Origin of the sequence: Tenacibaculum tangerinum, assembly GCF_029853675.1 — a bacterium.
GTDB classification, from domain to species: domain Bacteria; phylum Bacteroidota; class Bacteroidia; order Flavobacteriales; family Flavobacteriaceae; genus Polaribacter; species Polaribacter tangerinum_A.
On the sequence record NZ_CP122539.1, the window covers coordinates 531,468 to 551,187 of the forward strand.

12 protein-coding genes and 1 pseudogene are annotated in these 19,720 nt (G+C 34.5%); 10 read left to right on the forward strand and 3 right to left on the reverse strand.

From position 1 onward, the window contains the following. Positions 1 to 104 precede the first annotated feature (104 nt). Complete coding sequence (gene pepT / locus P8625_RS02290; RefSeq protein ID WP_279651890.1) at positions 105 to 1,346, reverse strand: peptidase T; 1,242 nt, start codon at positions 1,344 to 1,346, stop codon at positions 105 to 107. A gap of 61 nt (positions 1,347 to 1,407) precedes the next feature. Further along, positions 1,408 to 2,487 (reverse strand): DUF3810 domain-containing protein, encoded by a 1,080-nt coding sequence (locus P8625_RS02295; RefSeq protein WP_279651891.1) that lies wholly within the window; start codon positions 2,485 to 2,487, stop codon positions 1,408 to 1,410. A 128-nt stretch (positions 2,488 to 2,615) separates the two neighbouring features. Here P8625_RS02295 and dnaB point away from each other — a divergent pair, with 128 nt between their 5' ends. The 6 genes and pseudogenes from dnaB to P8625_RS02325 all read left to right on the forward strand — a co-directional run bounded on the left by dnaB (position 2,616) and on the right by P8625_RS02325 (position 7,754). Beyond that, positions 2,616 to 4,130, forward strand: coding sequence for a replicative DNA helicase (dnaB, locus tag P8625_RS02300; protein ID WP_279651892.1), 1,515 nt, complete (start codon positions 2,616 to 2,618; stop codon positions 4,128 to 4,130). 10 nt (positions 4,131 to 4,140) lie between these two features. Continuing rightward, positions 4,141 to 4,335, forward strand: coding sequence for a hypothetical protein (locus tag P8625_RS02305; protein ID WP_279651893.1), 195 nt, complete (start codon positions 4,141 to 4,143; stop codon positions 4,333 to 4,335). Between the two features lie 145 nt (positions 4,336 to 4,480). Further along, positions 4,481 to 5,665 (forward strand): asparagine synthetase B, encoded by a 1,185-nt coding sequence (locus P8625_RS02310; RefSeq protein WP_407704767.1) that lies wholly within the window; start codon positions 4,481 to 4,483, stop codon positions 5,663 to 5,665. A 183-nt stretch (positions 5,666 to 5,848) separates the two neighbouring features. Beyond that, positions 5,849 to 6,274: pseudogene (gene tnpA / locus P8625_RS02315) on the forward strand (IS200/IS605 family transposase). A gap of 284 nt (positions 6,275 to 6,558) precedes the next feature. Then, positions 6,559 to 7,461, forward strand: coding sequence for a J domain-containing protein (locus P8625_RS02320; RefSeq protein WP_279651895.1), 903 nt, complete (start codon positions 6,559 to 6,561; stop codon positions 7,459 to 7,461). 2 nt (positions 7,462 to 7,463) lie between these two features. Continuing rightward, on the forward strand, positions 7,464 to 7,754 hold the full coding sequence (locus P8625_RS02325; protein WP_279651896.1) for a chaperone modulator CbpM: 291 nt from the start codon (positions 7,464 to 7,466) through the stop codon (positions 7,752 to 7,754). Positions 7,755 to 7,800: 46 nt separating this feature from the next. On the opposite strand, the gene P8625_RS02330 is transcribed toward P8625_RS02325, so the two are convergent. Next, complete coding sequence (locus P8625_RS02330; protein WP_279651897.1) at positions 7,801 to 10,137, reverse strand: FdhF/YdeP family oxidoreductase; 2,337 nt, start codon at positions 10,135 to 10,137, stop codon at positions 7,801 to 7,803. 172 nt (positions 10,138 to 10,309) lie between these two features. On the opposite strand from P8625_RS02330, the gene P8625_RS02335 reads away from it, so the two are divergent. From P8625_RS02335 to P8625_RS02350, 4 genes are read left to right on the forward strand one after another with little or no spacing between them, the layout of a single operon-like run. Beyond that, complete coding sequence (locus P8625_RS02335; protein WP_279651898.1) at positions 10,310 to 15,025, forward strand: hypothetical protein; 4,716 nt, start codon at positions 10,310 to 10,312, stop codon at positions 15,023 to 15,025. Between the two features lie 28 nt (positions 15,026 to 15,053). Next, a complete protein-coding gene (locus P8625_RS02340) occupies positions 15,054 to 17,117 on the forward strand; it encodes a fibronectin type III domain-containing protein (protein ID WP_279651899.1) in 2,064 nt (687 codons plus the stop codon). A 7-nt stretch (positions 17,118 to 17,124) separates the two neighbouring features. Further along, a complete protein-coding gene (locus P8625_RS02345) occupies positions 17,125 to 18,438 on the forward strand; it encodes a hypothetical protein (RefSeq protein WP_279651900.1) in 1,314 nt (437 codons plus the stop codon). Continuing rightward, positions 18,423 to 19,712: a hypothetical protein gene (locus P8625_RS02350; RefSeq protein WP_279651901.1), complete on the forward strand. Its 1,290-nt coding sequence runs from the start codon at positions 18,423 to 18,425 to the stop codon at positions 19,710 to 19,712. The genes P8625_RS02345 and P8625_RS02350 overlap by 16 nt, the downstream gene beginning before the upstream one ends. Positions 19,713 to 19,720: the final 8 nt, after the last annotated feature.

Consider the following 19,720-nt stretch of genomic DNA (forward strand, 5'->3'; position numbering starts at 1 on the left):
GGATTTATTTTGAACAAAAGGATATTTTAAGGGGATAAAATATCATTAAAAAAACTCTAGCGGTCAGCCGCTAGAGTTTTTATGTTTTATGTCAACTGTAGTTTTTAAGAATTGAATTTTGTAGCAACTTCTTCGGCAATTCCTACAATTACCTCACTAGCCTTTACAATACTTTCAGCAGGAACGTACTCATAACGACCATGAAAATTATGTCCGCCCGCAAAAATATTGGGGCATGGCAATCCTTTGTACGATAGTTGAGACCCATCAGTACCGCCACGAATCGGCTTAATTATAGGGGTAATTCCCATATCTTTCATTACGTCTTCGGCAATATCAACAATATGCATTACAGGAGTTACCTTTTCTTTCATGTTAAAATACTGATCTTTAATTTCAACAGAAACTAATTTTTGTCCGCGTTTTGCATTTAAAACTTCCGCTAAATCTAACATTGCCTTTTTACGATGGTTAAACTGCTCCATATCATGATCTCTAATAATATAGTTGAGCGTTGTTTGCTCCACTTTACCTTCCATGTGGTGTAAGTGGAAAAAACCTTCATAACCTGTAGTTTTTTCAGGAACTTCATCTTCAGGCAGTGCATTAATAAATTCACTAGCAATAAGCATAGAGTTAATCATTTTACCTTTTGCATACCCAGGGTGTACAATTTTACCGTTAATTGTAACGGTAGCACTAGCGGCATTAAAGTTTTCATATTCTAACTCCCCAATTTGGCTTCCGTCCATCGTATACGCCCATTCAGCTCCAAATTTTTCTACATCGAATAGGTGGGCGCCTTTCCCTACTTCTTCATCGGGGGTAAAGCAAATACGAATTTTTCCATGCTTTATTTCAGGGTGTTGAATTAAGTATTCCATGGCAGAAACAATCTCAGTAACTCCAGCTTTATCATCGGCACCTAAGAGCGTAGTACCATCGGTAGTAATAATGGTTTGCCCTTTGTATTGTAATAAGTCTTCAAAATAGTCAGGAGATAAAACGATGTTTTCTTCTTCGTTTAAAACAATATCTTTTCCGTTGTAATTCTCATGAATTTGAGGTTTTACATTAGCTCCAGTAAAATCTGGACTCGTATCGATATGCGCCACAAAGCCAATAGTAGGAACTTCATAGTCTAAGTTACTAGGTAACGTAGCCATTAAATAGCAGTTCTCGTCAAGTTCTACCTCTTCCATGCCTATTTCTTTCAGTTCTTTTTCAAGAACCTTGGCTAAATCCCATTGCTTTTCAGTACTTGGAAAAGCAGGATTGTTAGGGTCACTTTCCGTATCAATCGTTACATACTTTATAAATCGGTCGATTATATGTTGTTTGTTCATCGTAGTATTTTTAAAGTCTCAAAAATAGCCATTTCAAACGTATTTTATCAATTGAAACACCCTAAATTTCTGTGTTCGTTTTTTTAAAATAAGCAATTAGCAAATCAACCACATAACTATAGGATTGAATTCCTTTAGATTGGTTGTTCGCTTTTAAATACGAATTGTATCCTTTTTTAAAATAGGGTTCAACAGGGTTTTCATAGTGTTTCCAAAATGCATACGTTGCCTTGTAATCTTTATAAACCCCTTTGTTTACAGTTTTTGCAATTTCTTTACCTACTTCTTTGTCTCTTTTGTATACCTGACTAATGCAATAATTATATGCCATTCGATATCCTGAATAGTTAAAATACACGTCTTTATGAGCAGTAGAAGCTAAAAAACCTACAAAATTGGCGTCATTTTCAGCTGCCCAACCAATTTGGTGCGCCATTTCATGACAAGTTGTAGCAGGATATCCTGTTTTAGGAATCATATAATTTACTTGTGCCTCTCCTGTGATAGGATTCAAATATCCTGAGGTTCCGCTATACGATTGAAATAAGCTTATCAACGAACTTTTAATCGATGAAGTTTGATAAGTCAGTTGTGGATATGTTTTCGAGAGCTCTTTAAATCCGTTAGGAGCCAACTTATAAATCTCACTTCGAGAATAGGGAACGATGACAGCTACAGTATCGTTTTTCGTAATTTGTAAATGGATTTTATTCAATTCGGCTACAATTTTTTTGGTGGTAGCAACAAGCTCTTCGGTGGTATATTCAGACTGTTCCAAGTCAAGATTTTTAGCTAAAGGCTCTCTAAAATAATTCAACGACCAAAAAGCATAAAAACAAAAGTAACCAATAGACAGAATGGCGATAAATTTCACAAGTTTAGGAAAGAAGTTTTGAAACCTTTTTTTAAATAGAACAAACATAGATTTTACTAAAAAAAACAAAAGAATCAATCCGAGAACATCGCCTACAGAAAAGGGAAACCAGCCCAAAATAATTCGGAAGAAACGTGAAACTTTCGGGTATATTCCAGTACTGTAATAAAATTCAATCCAATGAGGTTTTTGGCTTAAAAATTGCACTAAAATCACTTGAATTGGCAATAATAACGCAATAAAAATAGTTGTTTTGGGTCGCTGCATGTCCCCAAAAATAAGAAAGATATAACGTTATCAACAAGTTAATAACAATTTTGTTTACAAAATTTGTGCATAAAGAAATTTAGAGAGTATCACTATAAATATCATCTTAAAAAATTACATTTGCTCTTATGGAAAGAACCCAATCTCTAAAAGGAACAAAAATAGATAAAGCTAGAATTATTAGCTTGGAAAAAGGGAAGTTACCACCACAGGCTTTAGAATTAGAAGAGGCCGTTTTGGGGGCAATGATGATTGACAAAAAAGGGATTGATGAAGTCATTGATATTTTACACCCTGAAGCTTTCTACGATAGAAGGCATCAAGAGATTTATGAAGCAATTTACAGCCTGTTTCAAAACTCCGAGCCCATCGATTTACTTTCGGTATCGAACCAACTCAAGAAAAACGGAAAATTAGATTTAGCAGGAGGAGATTTTTACTTAATTGGCTTAACCCAAAAAGTAGCTTCTTCAGCACATATTGAATTTCACTCTAGAATTATTCTAGAAAAATTTATACAACGTAAACTCATTACTATTTCTTCTGAAATTATTGAAAATGCCTACGATGAAACGGTGGATGTTTTTGATTTGTTAGACGATGCCGAAGCCAAATTGTTTGAGGTTACTCAAGGAAATCTTAAAAAAGGAGCCGAAAGAGCCGATTCATTAGTACAACAATCAATTAATAAAATCCAGGAAATTTCTACCAAAGAAGGGATGAGTGGATTGGCAACTGGATTTACCAAATTAGACGCTCTAACGTCAGGTTGGCAGCCTACCGATTTAATTATTATTGCAGCACGTCCGGGTATGGGTAAAACGGCATTCGTAATTTCGATGGCGAAAAATATGGCAATTGATTTCGGACACCCTGTAGCTTTATTCTCCTTAGAGATGTCGTCGGTACAGTTAATTACACGTATGATTTCTTCGGAAACAGGATTGACTTCTGAAAAACTACGTAAAGGAAATCTAGAACCACACGAATGGGAGCAACTAAACGTAAAAGTTAAAAAATTGTCTGATGCTCCTATTTTTATTGATGATACCCCTGCATTGTCTATTTTCGATTTACGTGCCAAAGCACGTCGTTTGGTGTCGCAACACGGTGTTAAAATTTTAGTAATTGATTACTTGCAGTTAATGACCGCTGGTGGAGCAGGAGGAAACCGTGAACAAGAAATTTCGACGATTTCACGTAACTTAAAAGCATTGGGTAAAGAATTGAATGTACCCGTAATTGCACTTTCTCAGTTATCGCGTGCGGTGGAAACTCGTGGAGGAAGTAAACGTCCGTTACTATCCGACCTTCGTGAATCGGGAGCGATTGAGCAAGATGCCGATATTGTATCGTTTATTTACCGTCCGGAATACTACGGAATGACGGAATGGGACGACGACGATCATTCACCATGTGAAGGACAAGGAGAGTTTATCGTGGCAAAACATCGTAACGGTGGATTGGATAACATCCGTTTGAAATTTACAGGACATTTAGCAAAATTCTCAGATTTAGAAGAAGGCTTTAGCAGTGAGTTCCAGTCGAGTATGAACTCAGGATTCAATGATGAAGTATCGTCAAGTAATTTTGCTTCACCAGAAGATGCTTTTGGACCGAGTGATGATGATGTTCCGTTTTAAAAACTAGTAAGTGACAACATTTTTTGTAGTTTTAGCAATTTCAGTATATATGGCTATTTTTATCTTTGGATATAGAGAGGACTATAAAAGAAACCCTAAAGAATTTTTTAGAACACTCGTGGCTATGCCAGTTGGAATGTTTTTATCTTATTTCGGTTTTAAAAAGCTAGAAGCTAAGCTTAAAAAATGGACCGAAGAAAAATAGTGTCGATAAGTATTAAAATAATATTGAATACACAATTGCTAAAAAGTAATTGTGTATTTTAGTTTTTCAAATGAAACAATTTATATACATACTAACATTTTTCCTTTTTTCAAATACACTGTGGGCATCGTTTGTGTATGTACCTATGAGTAATGAAAATCAAAAAAATCATTTAAAAGCCTATGGCATTGTGTATTATGCCTTGCAGAATGGTTTAAAAGCCAAATGGTTGTTGAATTATGACGGCGGTGCTTTTTTGATAGAAAACAATCAAGCTGTTGAAAATGAGTGTAAAATAAGAGGCGTATCGTATCAAATTATTTCAGATGCAAAATCAGCATTAATCTTAGAAGAAATTTCATCGCCTTCAAAAAATCAAGAAGCGGTAACCTTAGAGAAGGCACCTAAAATAGCGGTGTATTCTCCGAAAGATAAAATGCCTTGGGACGATGCGGTGACCATGGTGTTAACCTATGCTGAAATTCCGTTTGACGTGGTATACGATGAAGAAGTATTGAATGACAAACTGTTGTTATACGAGTGGTTGCATTTACATCACGAAGACTTTACAGGGCAATACGGACGCTTTTACGGTGCTTTTAGAACCGCTCCTTGGTATATTCAACAGAAAAAAGATGCGGAAGCACTCGCCCAAAAACTCGGATATACAAAGGTTTCAGAGGAAAAAGGTGCTGTAGCTAAAAAAATACGCGATTATGTAGTAGGAGGTGGTTTTATGTTTGCCATGTGCTCAGCCACCGATAGTTTTGATATTGCACTCGCTGCCGATGGCGTAGATATTTGTGAAGGCATGTTTGATGGTGATGCTTCAGAGCCCAATTATCAGTCGAAAATAGACTTCAATAAAACCTTTGCATTTAAAGATTTTGAACTGATTCGAAATCCTACTACTTATGAGTTTTCTTCAATTGACATGACCCGTAAGCGCCGTATTCAAAAAGAGGTAGATTACTTCGTGCTTAAAGAGTTTTCAGCAAAATGGGACCAAGTTCCCACCATGTTAACGCAGAATCATACGGTGTTAGTCAAAGGTTTTATGGGACAAACGACGTCTTTTGACCCCAATATGATAAAACCTACCATTATTGTTTTAGGAGAAAATAAAACCAATAGAGAAGGACGTTACATTCACGGAACCAAAGGAAAAGGAATGTTTACTTTTTACGGAGGGCATGATCCTGAAGATTATCAACATCGGGTAGGAGACCCAAAAACAGAGTTAGACTTGCATCCTACCTCTCCGGGCTACCGTTTAATCCTGAACAATGTACTATTTCCAGCAGCTAAAAAGAAAAAACAGAAAACCTAACTTAATTTGAGAACATTCCCCGTAAAGGTTAACTAATGTGTTGGCAGTTCTGCTAATGACTTTTGACATAATGATTCGGTACTCATAGGTCGCTGTTAGTTTTTTATTGGTCTCAAAAATAGTTAAAACTATGCACTTTAGTGCATTTCGCTTTAGCTTCTAAAAATACTTACCTTTGTTTTTATGTCAGAACAAAGGGTAAATGGACACACGGTTTCTCGTTTAACCGTTCACATAGTTTGGAGTACGAAATACCGTTATTCAGTTTTACAAGGAGATATTCAGAAGGATTGCCGAAAAATTCTGATACAAATTTGCGATGTGGAAAGGATTAATATACTGAAAAAGGATTTGTCAGCAACGCTTATGTTCATGTGCACTTAGAGTATCGGTGTTTCCAGAACATCAGTACTATAGTAAAAAAGTTAAAAGGTCGTAGTCCACGAAAGCTTCAAGAAAAATTCCAGAATTGAAGAAGTGTTATTTTGGTAGGTACTTTTGGTCAATAGTTTTAGGATATAGAAGTACAGGTGTAATATCACCGATAAAATGGTAAATGAATATTTGGAGCATTGTCGAAAATACTATTTAACAGGTAGCGTATTTTAGTTGGTTTTAATATAAGTATTGATAAAAATAGAAAAGCAACAGACTCTGAAAAATAGGAAGTTCTAACTGTTGAATTGGTTTAACCTTTACAATGATTTGGGTTAAAAATAATGTAGGAGTTTAGGGGTGGTTTTGTTTCATAATATTTTGTAAATTTAAATCCTAGGTTGATAGTCAAGGATTTGAATTTCTGAGGCTTGCGTCGAAATAAGCATAACGACTTCGTTGGATATCTGTTGGATTTGTCTTGACGGAGTCAATTGAATAGTGAGAATTTAATTGATATGGAATTTATAGATTATTATAAAGTTTTAGGAATAGATAAAAAAGCTACAGCAGCTGAAATAAAAAAAGCGTATCGGAAGTTAGCAAGAAAGTACCATCCTGACACCAATCCGAATGACGAAGAAGCAAAGAAGAAGTTTCAACAAATAAATGAAGCGAATGAAGTATTGAGTAATTCTGAAAATCGTAAAAAATACGATGCCTACGGAAAAAACTGGCAACATGCTGAGGCTTATGAAGAGGCAAAAAAACAACAAGGCTATCAAAGCGGATTTGGTAACGGAGGTTTTAATCAGCAATACTCCTCGTCAGGTTTTGACGGAACTGATTTTTCTGACTTTTTTAACACAGCATTTGGAGGCAGAAGAAGTTCAAGAAGACGCTCAACGCAATTTAGAGGACAAGATTTCAATGCCACGTTGCAATTGAATTTAAGAGATGTGTACACTTCACAAAAGCAAGTATTAACCGTTAATGGTAAAAACATACGAATTACCATTCCTGCTGGCGTCGAAAACGGACAAACCATTAAAATTAAAGGCTATGGTAGTGAAGGGGTAAACGGAGGACCTAAAGGAGATTTGTACATTACTTTCGACCTTGTGCCTGATGATAACTTTAAACGTGATGGGGCAAATTTATATACCGAACAAAACATTGATTTATACACTGCTGTATTAGGTGGAGAAGTGGTGATTGATACGTTTGTTGATAAAGTTAAATTGAAAGTAAAAGCAGGCACTCAAAACGGAACGAAGGTGCGATTGAAAGAAAAAGGATTTCCAAAATATAAAAAAGAAGGTCAGTTTGGTGATCTATATGTTACCTACAACGTAATTATACCTACCAATTTGACGGATGAGCAACGCAATTTATTTACAAAACTATCTAAATTGAAATAGGCATGAGCGATAAAGAATTAATAAGCATCCAAAAAGTTATGGTGCATCACCATTTAGATGAACAATTTATTGAAAGTGTTGAATCTTTTCAGTTACTAGAGTTTGTAGTGAAAGATTCGAACAAATATGTATATACCGAGCAGTTGCCTGTTTTAGAGAAAATAATTAGGTTACATTACGATTTAGAGGTGAATATGCAGGGTATCGACGTAATTAACAACATGCTGGATAGAATGGATGCCATGCATACAACCATTCAGCAACTAGAAAATAAATTAAAACGATACGAGTAAACTTCCTTATAGGTTGGACTTTTTTTGAAAAGTTCCGTCTACCATATTATAAATTATCAGGATTGTGTTTCTTGATTTTAATTTTAACGTGTTTTGAAGCAGGCATGTTACTACCTCTAACTGTATTGTGAATCGAAACCAATACATTAGCCTCTGGAAAATAAGTGACCGTGTTTTTTTCGGGAATCGGGTATTCTACAATAATAAATAGAGGAGCAATGCGCTCTATATTATCATCATAATTATAAATATCTACTTTATCACCTGAGGCAAATCCACCCTTTTCGATGTCCTTTTTATTCATGAAAATGACTCTTCGTTCGTTGTAAACACCACGATAGCGATCATCGAGTCCATAAATGGTAGTATTGAATTGATCGTGGGTTCTTACGGTTGCCATTAAATATTCATCTGCTGCCAAACTGTTTTCAGGTAATGATGTTATTGAAAACGGAACGCGATTCCCGTATTTTTTTGTTTGAAAGTTTCCTTCACGAACACTGTTGGGTAGGTAAAATCGCCCTTTTTCTCGTATACGCTGATTGTAGTTGTCAAAACCAGGAATACATTTTTCAATAGCATCTCTTATCGCATCATAGCTATTCATATAACGATCCCAATCAATAACACTTTTAGTGCCTAGGGTGGCTTTTGCCATACGACAAACAATATGTGTTTCATTGATGAGATGTTTAGAAACAGGTTCCAACATTCCCTTTGACGATTCTATAACTCCCATAGCATTTTCGGTGGTTATAAATTGCAATTCTCCGTTAACAATATCTTTCTCACTTCGAGAAATGGTAGGTAGAATAAGCGCTTCTTTACCGTGAATTAAATGAGTGCGATTAAGTTTGGTCGATACACAAACAGATAAATCAAGTTGTCTCATGGCATGGGCGGTATAATTAGTATCGGGCGTTGCCGACAAGAAATTTCCTCCCATACTAAAATGTACTTTCACCTTTCCTTGGTGCATTGCTTTCACGGTATCTACCACATCATGGCCATGTTCTCTGGGTGGGTTAAAACCGTATACTTCTTCCAACTTGTCTAATTGTGCTTTTGAAGGACGGCTGTTAATAAGCATGGTTCTGTTACCTTGAACATTACTATGACCTCTAACAGGACACGAACCTGCACCAGGTTTCCCTATACTTCCTTTTAGAAACAATAAATTGAGAATTTCTCTTAAAATTTCGACACCATTTGGTTGTTGAGTAACGCCCATACCCCAGCAAACGATAATACGATTTTTATAAGCCAACATTTCCGCAGCCTCCTGTATGATTTCTCCAGAAATACCTGAAGCACTTGCCAGCTCATCGAAATTATAATCTTCTATTTCCTTGATAAACTCTTCATATCCTGTCGTTTTATTTTTAATAAAGTCTTGATCGAAAACCTTGCCCGGATGCTCCTTTTCGAAATTCAATAATAATAGCTCAATTGCTTTTAACAACGCCAAATCGCCGTTAATACTCACAGGAAGATACAAATCGGCAATATCTGTTCCTTTTCCAAGAACACCCTTTATTGATTGTGGGTCTCTAAAACCAAGCAAACCAGCTTCGGGAAGTGGATTGATGGCAATGACCTTAGCACCATTATCTTTGCCCTTTTTTAGTGCGCTTAACATACGTGGAGAATTTGTGCCTGGATTTTGTCCGATAATAATAACGATATCGGTATCATAAAAATCATTTAAAGTTACCGAACCTTTTCCAGTACCTGTAATGGAAGAAAGGGTAAAACCTGAGGTTTCATGGCACATGTTAGCACAATCGGGAAGGTTATTTGTGCCAAATTCACGGACAAAAAGTTGATACACAAATGAAGCTTCGTTACTTGTTCTTCCTGAAGTATAAAAAGCGGCTTCATCTGGTGATTCGAGTTTATTAAGATGCTCGGCAATTTTTGTAAACGCATCTTCCCAACGAATAGGTTGATAATGTGTACCGTTTTTAGGTAAGTACATCGGCTCTGAGATTCTTCCTAGGTGCCCTATTTCATAATCGCTGAGCTGTGAAAGTTCGTATACAGAATTTTCTTTGAAAAAGAGCGGTGTTATTTTTTTCTTAGTAGCTTCTTCTGCCAAGGCTTTGGCTCCGTTTTCACAATATTCAGCAATAGGAGAGCGCTCGTCATCAGGATCGGGCCATGCACAACTCGGGCAGTCAAAACCGTCAAATTGATTCATTTTAAACAAGGCTTTTCCACCTCTCACCAATGTTTTTTGTTTGAGCAAGTTTTCAATACTTTTCGCTACAGCAGGAATCCCAGCAGACCAATCTTTGAGTTTGCCTGTTCTTAGACTCATTAGTTTATAGGGAGGTTGGGCAGCAGCTTGTTTCTTAGTTTCCTTTTTGGTTTTGTTGCTCATGGTTTTTAGTGCTAATCTTAATTTTTTATAAAGTTACTGAAAAAACTGTGAAGTTTAGAAAATAGATAAGTGTTAAGAAAATGTAAAAAAAAACAGTATTTACTTTTGGAAAACAGGATATTACTATATATGTTTGTAGAGTGTAAGTTACTCTAATCTCCTAATATTGCGTATGAAAAAAATTACTTTTTTCTTTATTTTTCTTTTTTGTCAATTCGTTTTTTCTTCAAATCCAATTTTTAAAGATACTATTACTGGAAAAAATGGATATCCGACTTCCGTAACATTTTCTTCAAAAACTAAAGGAGAATTCGATTTTGAGTATCTCAAGAACAAGTATTCCAATCCTATAATAGACAGTATTAAGGCCAAAGCAAAGTCAGTTTTTGAAACTATACAAAAGACAGGAAGTTATGTTGATATCCTAGGTTCTGATGATATGATAAGCTTACCCGTTGGGGTAAAAAAGAAAATAGGAAATTATACAGCTATTTTGGGAGTTAGCAAGGCGAAATTTTTTCCTGATTATACTGAAGTAACTTTATTTGCTAAATTGACTGTAGGACAAATAGGAGCCAATGGAAAACAAACAGAACTTTTTTTTGGAGCAGATAATGTTAAGATATCACACAGTGGTGGAATTTATGGAGACACGAATATTTCATTATTTGGCGATGTAGCGATTCCTATACAAGGAAATAATGCCTTATTAGAGTTAAAAGGCGGTTTTAATATGAAAACAGGAATTGTTGAAAATAAAACATACGTTACCATAGATTGTTCAGGAATCAAGGAGATAGGAGTTGCTGCAGACGTTTTGTTTTCTAGAGAGTTGTTAGAGCCCTTAGACTCCAATTATACGGTTATTCAAGATACAAAAACAAGAGTTAAAGGTTCTTTCAAAACAGTAGTGTCAGATTGGAATGATATCATGGCAGAAATAAACTTGAGTCATCCATTTCAAATTAAGGACAAAAACACCACAGCAGGTAGAGGTAAAGGGGGACTAATCTTTGAGGTTAAGACGGCTGTTTTTGATTTTAGCGATCTCAGAAATTCAGAGAATGTTAATTTTCCAAAAAGCTATAAAGAAAAGTACTTAATACCAGGAAATGAAGAGTTATGGCGAGGAGTTTTTATAGAAAAAATAAAAGTGACTTTGCCTGAAGAGTTTATGAAAAGGAATGAAGAAAATAGACTTAGTATTTCAGCTGAAAAATTTTTAATTGATGGAGAAGGAATAACGGGTAGTTTTGCTATAGAAAATCTTTTTTCAATTGAAGAAGGAATAGCTTCAGGTTGGCCAATTTCTGTATCGGATTTACATGCATCTTTTACAGCAAATAAAATAACAGGAGGTGGTTTTGGTGGTCACGTAGCTTTGCCTACTTCAGGAAAAGTTACCAAAGAAGATATAATTAATCAAACCGAACTTGCAAAAGGAATAAGAAAAGCCATCAAATACACAGCTATAATAGATGTTGGAAATGATGAATATACTTTAGCCTTAGACCCCATAGCCAAAGAAGGATTAAACTTTCCGGTTTTTATGGCAGAGGCACATTTAAAATCAAATTCAAGTGTAACGCTTAAAGTTAAGGAAGGAAAGTTTAGGCCTAAAGCCAATTTGTATGGTAGTTTAACAATTAAAGGAGGCGGTAGTGCAACAAGTAAACTGATTAATTTTAAAGGAATTACTTTTGAAAATTTACAGCTACAAACAGAAAACCCCTTAATATTAGTTGATTATATGGGCTACGAAGGAAAAGCTTTTAGCTTTTCAAATTTTCCCGTTACAATATCAGATATCAATGTAACCACTAACGACCAAAAGGCGTCGTTAGGTTTTGATCTTGATGTTAACTTAATGGGAAAAGGGTTTTCTGGGAAAACTAAATTAGAAATTATTGGAAAATTTCAAGAAGAAGAAAAGATTCATAGTTGGAAATATGAAAATGTTAAAATCCATAAAATTGATGTTACTGCTGATTTAGGAAGTGTTAAGTTTAAAGGACTTGTTGATGTCAAAGATAATGATCCTGTTTATGGAAATGGTTTTTACGGAGAGTTAGAAGCCGACTTTAACAGTATCAACGTTAAAGCGACAGCTTGGTTCGGAAAAACTGACGTGAGGTATTGGTATGTAGATGCCTATGCAGATTTATCGGCTATGAGAGTTAAGCCAAAGATACATCCTGTTGAAATTAATGGCTTTGGAGGTGGTGCTTACTATCATATGAAAAAGACATCTAATCCACCAAAATTAGTATATCAAGGAGAGTTAGATGATAAAGGAAATCCAATACCCGTGATAACTCCAAAACCACCCTCTGGAATGGATTATACACCAGATGCCAATTCTGGTTTAGGCTTTAGAGCTATGTTAGGTTTTGCTTTGGCAAATGAAAGTGCTTTTAACGGAAAAGTAGGTTTTGAAATGGCTTTCAATAACCATGGAGGTTTGAACAGAATATTTTTCTTTGGTGAAGCTCATATAATGAAGGGGATTGATGTTAAGTTTGGAGATAAGTTTAAAGAAAAACTCACAAAACTAGAAAATAAAATTAATGATTTAGGCGATAATCAATTAATAAAAGATTTGAAAGAAACAAATCTAGTAGAATATAGTAAAGTATCTTTTCCACAAGATGGATTAACTTTTGATGCAGGAATTGATGCTCATTTTTCTATGGAAATGGATTTTGTAAATAACTCTTTTCATAGTGAAATGGAAGTATATGTAAATACACCAGGAAACTTTTTTAGTGGTGTTGGAGATAGAGGAAGAGCTGGTTGGGCTGTTTTTCATACAGGTCCAGAAGGATGGTATTTGCACATGGGAACTCCAAAAGATCGTATAGGACTTAGAGTAGGGATAGGAGGATTTAGTGTAAAAGCAACCACTTACTTAATGATTGGAGACAAGTTACCTGGAAGTCCACCACCTCCACAAGCAGTTGCAGATATTTTAGGAGTAAGCCTTAATAGCTTGGACTACATGAGAGATTTGAATGCATTGGGCGATGGTAAAGGTTTTGCTATCGGTATGGATTTTAGTCTTGATACAGGAAACATGAACTTTTTAATGTTTTATGCCCGATTTAGAGCTGGGTTAGGTTTTGATATTATGATTAAAGATTATGGAGAAACGGCATGTAAGGGGAGTGGACAAATTGGTATAGATGGATGGTATGCAAACGGACAAGCTTATGCGTATTTAGAAGGAGAGCTTGGTATACGAGTTAATTTATGGTTTTACAAGGCAAAAATACCTATAGTTAAAGCTGGGGCAGCAGTTTTATTACAGGCAAAATTACCAAATCCTAGCTGGTTTAGAGGTTATGTTGGAGGACATTTTAGTGTGTTAGGAGGTATGATAAAAGGGCGTTTCAGGTTTAAAATTGAGCTCGGTGAAGAATGTGAGATAATTGGAGGAGCCCCATTAGGAGGGATGAAAATAATTTCAGGAGTAACCCCCAATGATGGTGCTACCGAGATAGATGTATTTACAGCACCGCAATCAGCATTCAATATGAAAATTAATAAACCTTTTGAATTAGAAGACGATAAAGGAGTTAAAACCTACAGAATCTTGTTAGATGAATTTACTGTAAAAAGTGAAGGAAAAACAATTGAAGGAGAATTAGAGTGGAATGAGTCGCAAGATGTGGTAAATTTTATTTCATTTGATGTATTACCACCTCAAAAAAGTATTCAAGTAAAAGTAGCAGTTAGTTTTCAAGAACTCAAGTCGGGAACTTGGGTAACATTGATGCATGATGGTAAGAAAGCACAAGAGATAGAAGAAAGAACTTTTACTACAGGTGTAGCACCAGACTACATACCGATTGAGAATATACTATATAGCTATCCTGTAATAAACCAAAAATATTTCTATCAAAATGAGAGTACAGCAGGTTATGTAAAACTAAAAAGAGGGCAACCTTATTTGTTTGCACCTGAAACAAATTGGGAGCAGAAAGTAACATACAGCAACGTAGAAGGACATGTTTTTACAAATTCGGTTTCATACAGTATAGGAAACAGACAGGTTAATTTTAAGCTTGGCGAATTTAATAATCAAAAGAAATATACTCTTACATTCATAAGTTCACCTGAAGCTGAAGAAGATTCAGAAAATACGGTTTCTTATACAAAACAAGATACTGGTTACGAAGGAAATACAGTAGAGGTTAAAAATAAAGAGGTACAGAATATTGTTAATGACCAAGCAACAACTGAATTATTATCCTATGATTTTTCCATAAGTGAATATAATACGTTCGCGAGAAAAATAGAAAATAAAAGGGTAGTGAAGCACTACTTAGAGCCGATATATTCTGATGTACATGCTATTCAAACAGACGTTAGAGAGTCAGAGAGATTTGATAGAATTGAACTAGAAGGAGGTAAATATTCTGGGGAACAACCTTTAATTGAAGTAGAAGCAATTCTTGACGATAATTATTATGAAGATAGAATTTATCAGTTGCTTTATGAAAAGTATCCTTTAGAAGCAGAATTTACAGTTAATAGAGATGTAAAAGTTTTAGGTATACCTCCTAAAAAAGGAATTGATATCTTAACTTGGTATGTGCCTTATTTAAGAAATAATCCTACATTCTCATTATTAGATAAACGAATTCCTTATCGATATAATTTACCATATCATTATAAGAGAGACTTTATAGATATACAATACAAAGTAGTGAATAAGTATTTAAATAACCCCACTGAATATGCATCACAAATACAGAAGTACAATTATATAATTAATGGAGTATTTCCTGCAATATGGTCAGGAAGATATAAAGTTAAAATGCAATATGTAATGCCAGGTGGTGTGTTAGGAACCAGTGCAGTATTCAAATATAAAAATCCTTTTTAATGCGATTTGAAAAAAAATAAATATAGTATTGCTAATTTTTACGCTATCAACCTTGGTCGCTTTTTCGCAACAAAGAGAAAATGAAAAGAATGAAGTAAGGGTATTGGCAAGACCGCATAGTACTCAGAAAATAATGTTGCGTTGGGGTGCTACAACCCCAATGTCGTTTAGAAAATTGGCAAAGTATGGATACAATTTAAAAAGATATACCATTAGTATTAGCGAGCAAACATTATCAAAACCGATAGAAAAAGACTTAGGTGTTTTTAAACCAGCAGAACCCCAAAAATGGATTGACATAATAGAGAAGAATAACAATGCCGCTATTATGGCACAATCATTATTTGGAGAAAGTTTTAATGTAGAAGGAGTAGGTCCTTTACAAGGAATTATCAATATGTCTCAAGAACAAGAACAGCGATTTACTTGGGCATTATATGTAGCCGATCAAGATTTTGAAGTAGCAAAGCTAGCTGGTTTAGGGTTTGAAGACTTACAAGTGAAATCTACAGAAAAATATGTTTATAAAGTTTTTTCTTTAGTGCCGAAAGAAGAAATGAAAATTAAAGATGGAGGAGTCTTTGTTGGACTTCAAGATTATCAAGAATTACCAAAGCCACTAGATTTAGCTGCTATTTTTGATGATGAAAGAGTAATGTTAAATTGGAATTATGCAATTCATAAAAACGAATTTAACAGCTATTTTATAGAGCGCTCTGAAGATGGTAAGACTTTCAATCAACTTAACAAGTTACCATATACTACATTGAATAGTGGCGGTAGAGTTGATACTAAAAGAATTTATTACACAGACTCTATTCAGAATAACAAAACGTACTACTACAGAGTAAAAGGAAGAACTCCGTTTGGAGAGTTAAGTCCACCATCGGAAGTTATTTCAGGAAAAGGATTGAAAGTATTGCCCTACGTGCCTAAAATTTCAAGTAAAAAGGTTGTAAATAATAATAAGAGTGTGGTTTTAGAGTGGGAATTTTTAGAGGAAGGACTCGATTTTATTACAGGTTTTGAACTGAATAAAAGTAATAAAGCTAATGATTCATACAGTACTGTTGTTAAAGACATATCAAAAAATACAAGAAAAATTCAATACAATAAATTAGATGCTACGAACTACTTTACAATTACTGCCATAGGAAAAGAAGGAAATAGTAGAACATCTTATCCTGTACTCGTACAGCCGGTAGATTCAATTCCACCAGTAAAACCAATAGGATTAGAAGGAAAAGTAGACAGTTTGGGAGTAGTTACTTTACAATGGAAAAAGAATAGTGAACCTGATATGTTAGGCTATCGAGTTTTTAAAGGAAACAATGCAAAGGAAGAGTTTTCACAAATTACGGTAAGTCCACACATAGCCACTACTTTTTATGATAGTGTTTCAGTAAAAAGTTTAAATAACAAAGTGTATTATAAAATAGTAGCAGTAGATAAAAGATACAATATGTCTAAATACTCAGATGTTTTAGTATTGAAGAAACCAGATTTTATACCGCCAGCACCACCTGTAATAACATCTTACAATGTTGAAAAGGAAACGGTAGACCTAACTTGGGCTAATAGTCAAAGTAATGATATGGCAAAGCATGAGGTTTACAGACGTGTAAGAGATAGTATTCAATGGAATCTAATTGCTACGTTACCAAAAGATACTTTGCATATTGAATATACGAACTGGAAGGATACCAATGTAGAAGGAAGTACCGCATATCAATACCTAATAAAAGCTGTAGACGAAAGTAATTTATCTTCAACAAATACAAAACATACCACTATTGAAGTACCAAGATTTAATCTGATTAAAGGTATTAAGGGGTTGAATAGTTATGTAGACAAAACAAATGGATTTATAGAATTATTTTGGAAAACAGTAAATAAAGAAGCAATTGTAGAAATTATGATTTACAAAGGAAAACAAGATGAAAAAAAATCTTTATTGAAGAATGTGTTACCAACTACCAATAGAATAGTAGATGAGGATATAAAACCTAATAATATATACAACTACATATTTCGCCCAGTATTTGTTGATGGTAGCTTAGGAGAAATAAAAAAAATAGAGGTAAAATATTAAATTAGTTATGAAAAGAAGAATACTATTATTTACTTTCTTGTTAATTTACTATACGGGATTCTCTCAATCGGAGTTGTATGTTTTGGTGAAGTTACCAGTAAATAATACGGGTTCAGATGGTGCAGGAGATTGTGATGGAAGGCTAGGTGATTACAATAGTGGGTATTCTTATAATTATGGTACTGGAGGTTATGTTATTAATAACAATTCAGTTTACATAAAGATAGATTATCAGGAAGGTTATAATGATGATCCAGATCCATATGGATGTAACGGACCATGTGGACAATATTCTGAGGTATGTAGCGGTATTGAGTATGAAAAAACATTTAATCATTATGACTCTTATTATAACTCATACAATGGACCTGATCCTATAGAATGTGGGTCTGATGCTTGTTTTCCTATAAACTATCATGCTGTTTTGTTACCAAAAATAACTTCTCCAGTAGATAGAAGATGTGAGCGACAACCCCTGTTTTCTCAGTATTCAGATGGAGTAAACCATGATGTAACAGGTTTGGTATGGGAGTATTACAGTACTACGGGTTGGAAACCGATTCCAAGTTATCAAAATAGGTACCCTTTAAATGTGAGTTTGTTAGATATTTTTGGAACAGGTTGGAGAAGTCAATTTAACGGTAACTTACAATTACGGTTTAAGTTTACTGCACCTTTTACCAATGATGTTATTTACTCTTTCAGTACCTACACTATACAGTTAATTGAATGTTCACCTGAATTGGTGTATGATCCTCCTACACTTATACCAACCTTATGTAATTATAGTAGCGATGGAAGCTTCACAATGATAGTAAATAGGGATTTGATTACAAATGAAAAAATGATAGTTTCTTTATACAAAGAAGACAATACTAACCCCAATGGTTATAGCTTTTTAACACAAGAAGAGACTACCATATTACTTAATAATAATGGTGCCTATAGTTATACGTGGCAAGGAGGTTTGTTACCAGATATACCATATCTAATAAAATTTCAAACATTAATAGGAAATGGAGGAATACCAGAAACAGACCCGAGTTGGGCAAGTTTAAATGTATCAAACTCATTTACAATACCTACAGCAACCAAAGTAGAATTCAAAGCAAAAAAACTCAACGATGAAAACTGCTTTAAAGTAAACGATGGTAAGATGGAACTTTTTGATGTGACAGGGGAAACAGGAAGAACCTTTGAATATCAAATAAATAATAATTCTTGGATTTCATTTACTGGAAATTCTACAATAATAAATGGATTAGGAAAAGGAGTTTACAAAATAAGAGTTAGAGACAGCGAAAAATGTGTAGCAAGGTAAAAAAAATAACATTATTTATAGTTTTAGTTTTCTTAACACGAACTACCTCTGGGCAAAATCCAGAATATGCGTATTTAGTAAAAACAACAATAGTAGATTATTTGCATGCTAACAACGGAAGTGTTTCTATAAGTACTAATCTTGGGGCAGTTGGTGATCATAGCTATTTTGCTTCTCCTAGCACTTTAGGTAATGTGTATTTTGATTTTAAGTACTTACCTGATAATTTCAATCAGTCAATGATAAAAGTTTATAATTACGCTGTTAAACTAGCAAATTACCCAGATTGTGAATATACAAGAGAAGAAATAGTTTTAAAAGAAGATTTTAATGTTAGAGGGACTCTAAGCTTTGGAGGATGTAGTTTTCAACAAACAGTATATCCTATACACCTTGTTGGTCCTAGTAATAGTGAACCTTTATGTCCTTTAGATGTGATAGAATTACGTGGAGGTTATGATTGGCAATACAAAATAGGTAATGGTTTGTGGGAAGATTTAGCAAGTGCTACAGCTACCCTTAATGTAAACATAGGAGAACTTTATGCAAATAAAAGTATTGATATAAATACACTAGATATAAATGACCCTAGAAGAAGCATTCATTTTCAAACAGGTTATGTAACAAGTAATGAATTTGTGGCTCCTAAAACCTATACTGTTATTGGCTGCTCTCCCGAATTCAATGGTTATCATGAGCAAATAAATACGACTTGTTCATATGATAAAGATGGACAAATTTCCTTAAAACTTAACAGAGATTTAGATATAGAGGAGCGTTTAGTAGTCACTTTATATAACAAAGATGGAGTGTTAATAGGGCAGGAATCTATGTTAGGGGCATTAACAAGTTTAGATGCTAGTAACTATATATATAAATGGCCAAACTTGTTAGATGTTGATGAGTATTACTTTTTGTATCAAACTCAAAATAAGAATCTAGCAATTCCGACTCCTCAAGACCCAGACGACGGTTCCTCTTGGGACAAATTAGTGAAGACACCCAATTTTACCATTTCAAAACCTACAAACGTCACTTTTAGTGCTCAAAAATTAAACGATAGGTCTTGTTTTAATACGAACGATGGCAAAATTCAATTGTATAATACCAATGGGGGAACAGGAAGAGGCTATGAATACGAATTAAATGGAGATGGGAATTGGATTCCTTTTGACCTAGTAGATGCAACAGTAAAAGCAGTTATCATAGGAGGATTATCTTCAGGAATTATAAAAATAAGAGTAAGAGACAACAATGAATGCTTGGCTAAATAAAGAATAAT

Excerpts from the sequence above, each read along its gene's own strand:
- P8625_RS02325 (WP_279651896.1), top strand. The coding sequence starts at position 7,464 with ATGAGCGATAAAGAATTAATAAGCATCCAAAAAGTTATGGTGCATCAC.
- P8625_RS02335 (WP_279651898.1), top strand. The coding sequence starts at position 10,310 with ATGAAAAAAATTACTTTTTTCTTTATTTTTCTTTTTTGTCAATTCGTT.
- P8625_RS02320 (WP_279651895.1), top strand. The coding sequence starts at position 6,559 with ATGGAATTTATAGATTATTATAAAGTTTTAGGAATAGATAAAAAAGCT.
- pepT (WP_279651890.1), bottom strand. The coding sequence starts at position 1,346 with ATGAACAAACAACATATAATCGACCGATTTATAAAGTATGTAACGATT.
- P8625_RS02295 (WP_279651891.1), bottom strand. The coding sequence starts at position 2,487 with ATGCAGCGACCCAAAACAACTATTTTTATTGCGTTATTATTGCCAATT.
- P8625_RS02345 (WP_279651900.1), top strand. The coding sequence starts at position 17,125 with ATGAAAAGAAGAATACTATTATTTACTTTCTTGTTAATTTACTATACG.
- P8625_RS02310 (WP_407704767.1), top strand. The coding sequence starts at position 4,481 with ATGAGTAATGAAAATCAAAAAAATCATTTAAAAGCCTATGGCATTGTG.
- P8625_RS02350 (WP_279651901.1), top strand. The coding sequence starts at position 18,423 with ATGTGTAGCAAGGTAAAAAAAATAACATTATTTATAGTTTTAGTTTTC.
- P8625_RS02330 (WP_279651897.1), bottom strand. The coding sequence starts at position 10,137 with ATGAGCAACAAAACCAAAAAGGAAACTAAGAAACAAGCTGCTGCCCAA.
- dnaB (WP_279651892.1), top strand. The coding sequence starts at position 2,616 with ATGGAAAGAACCCAATCTCTAAAAGGAACAAAAATAGATAAAGCTAGA.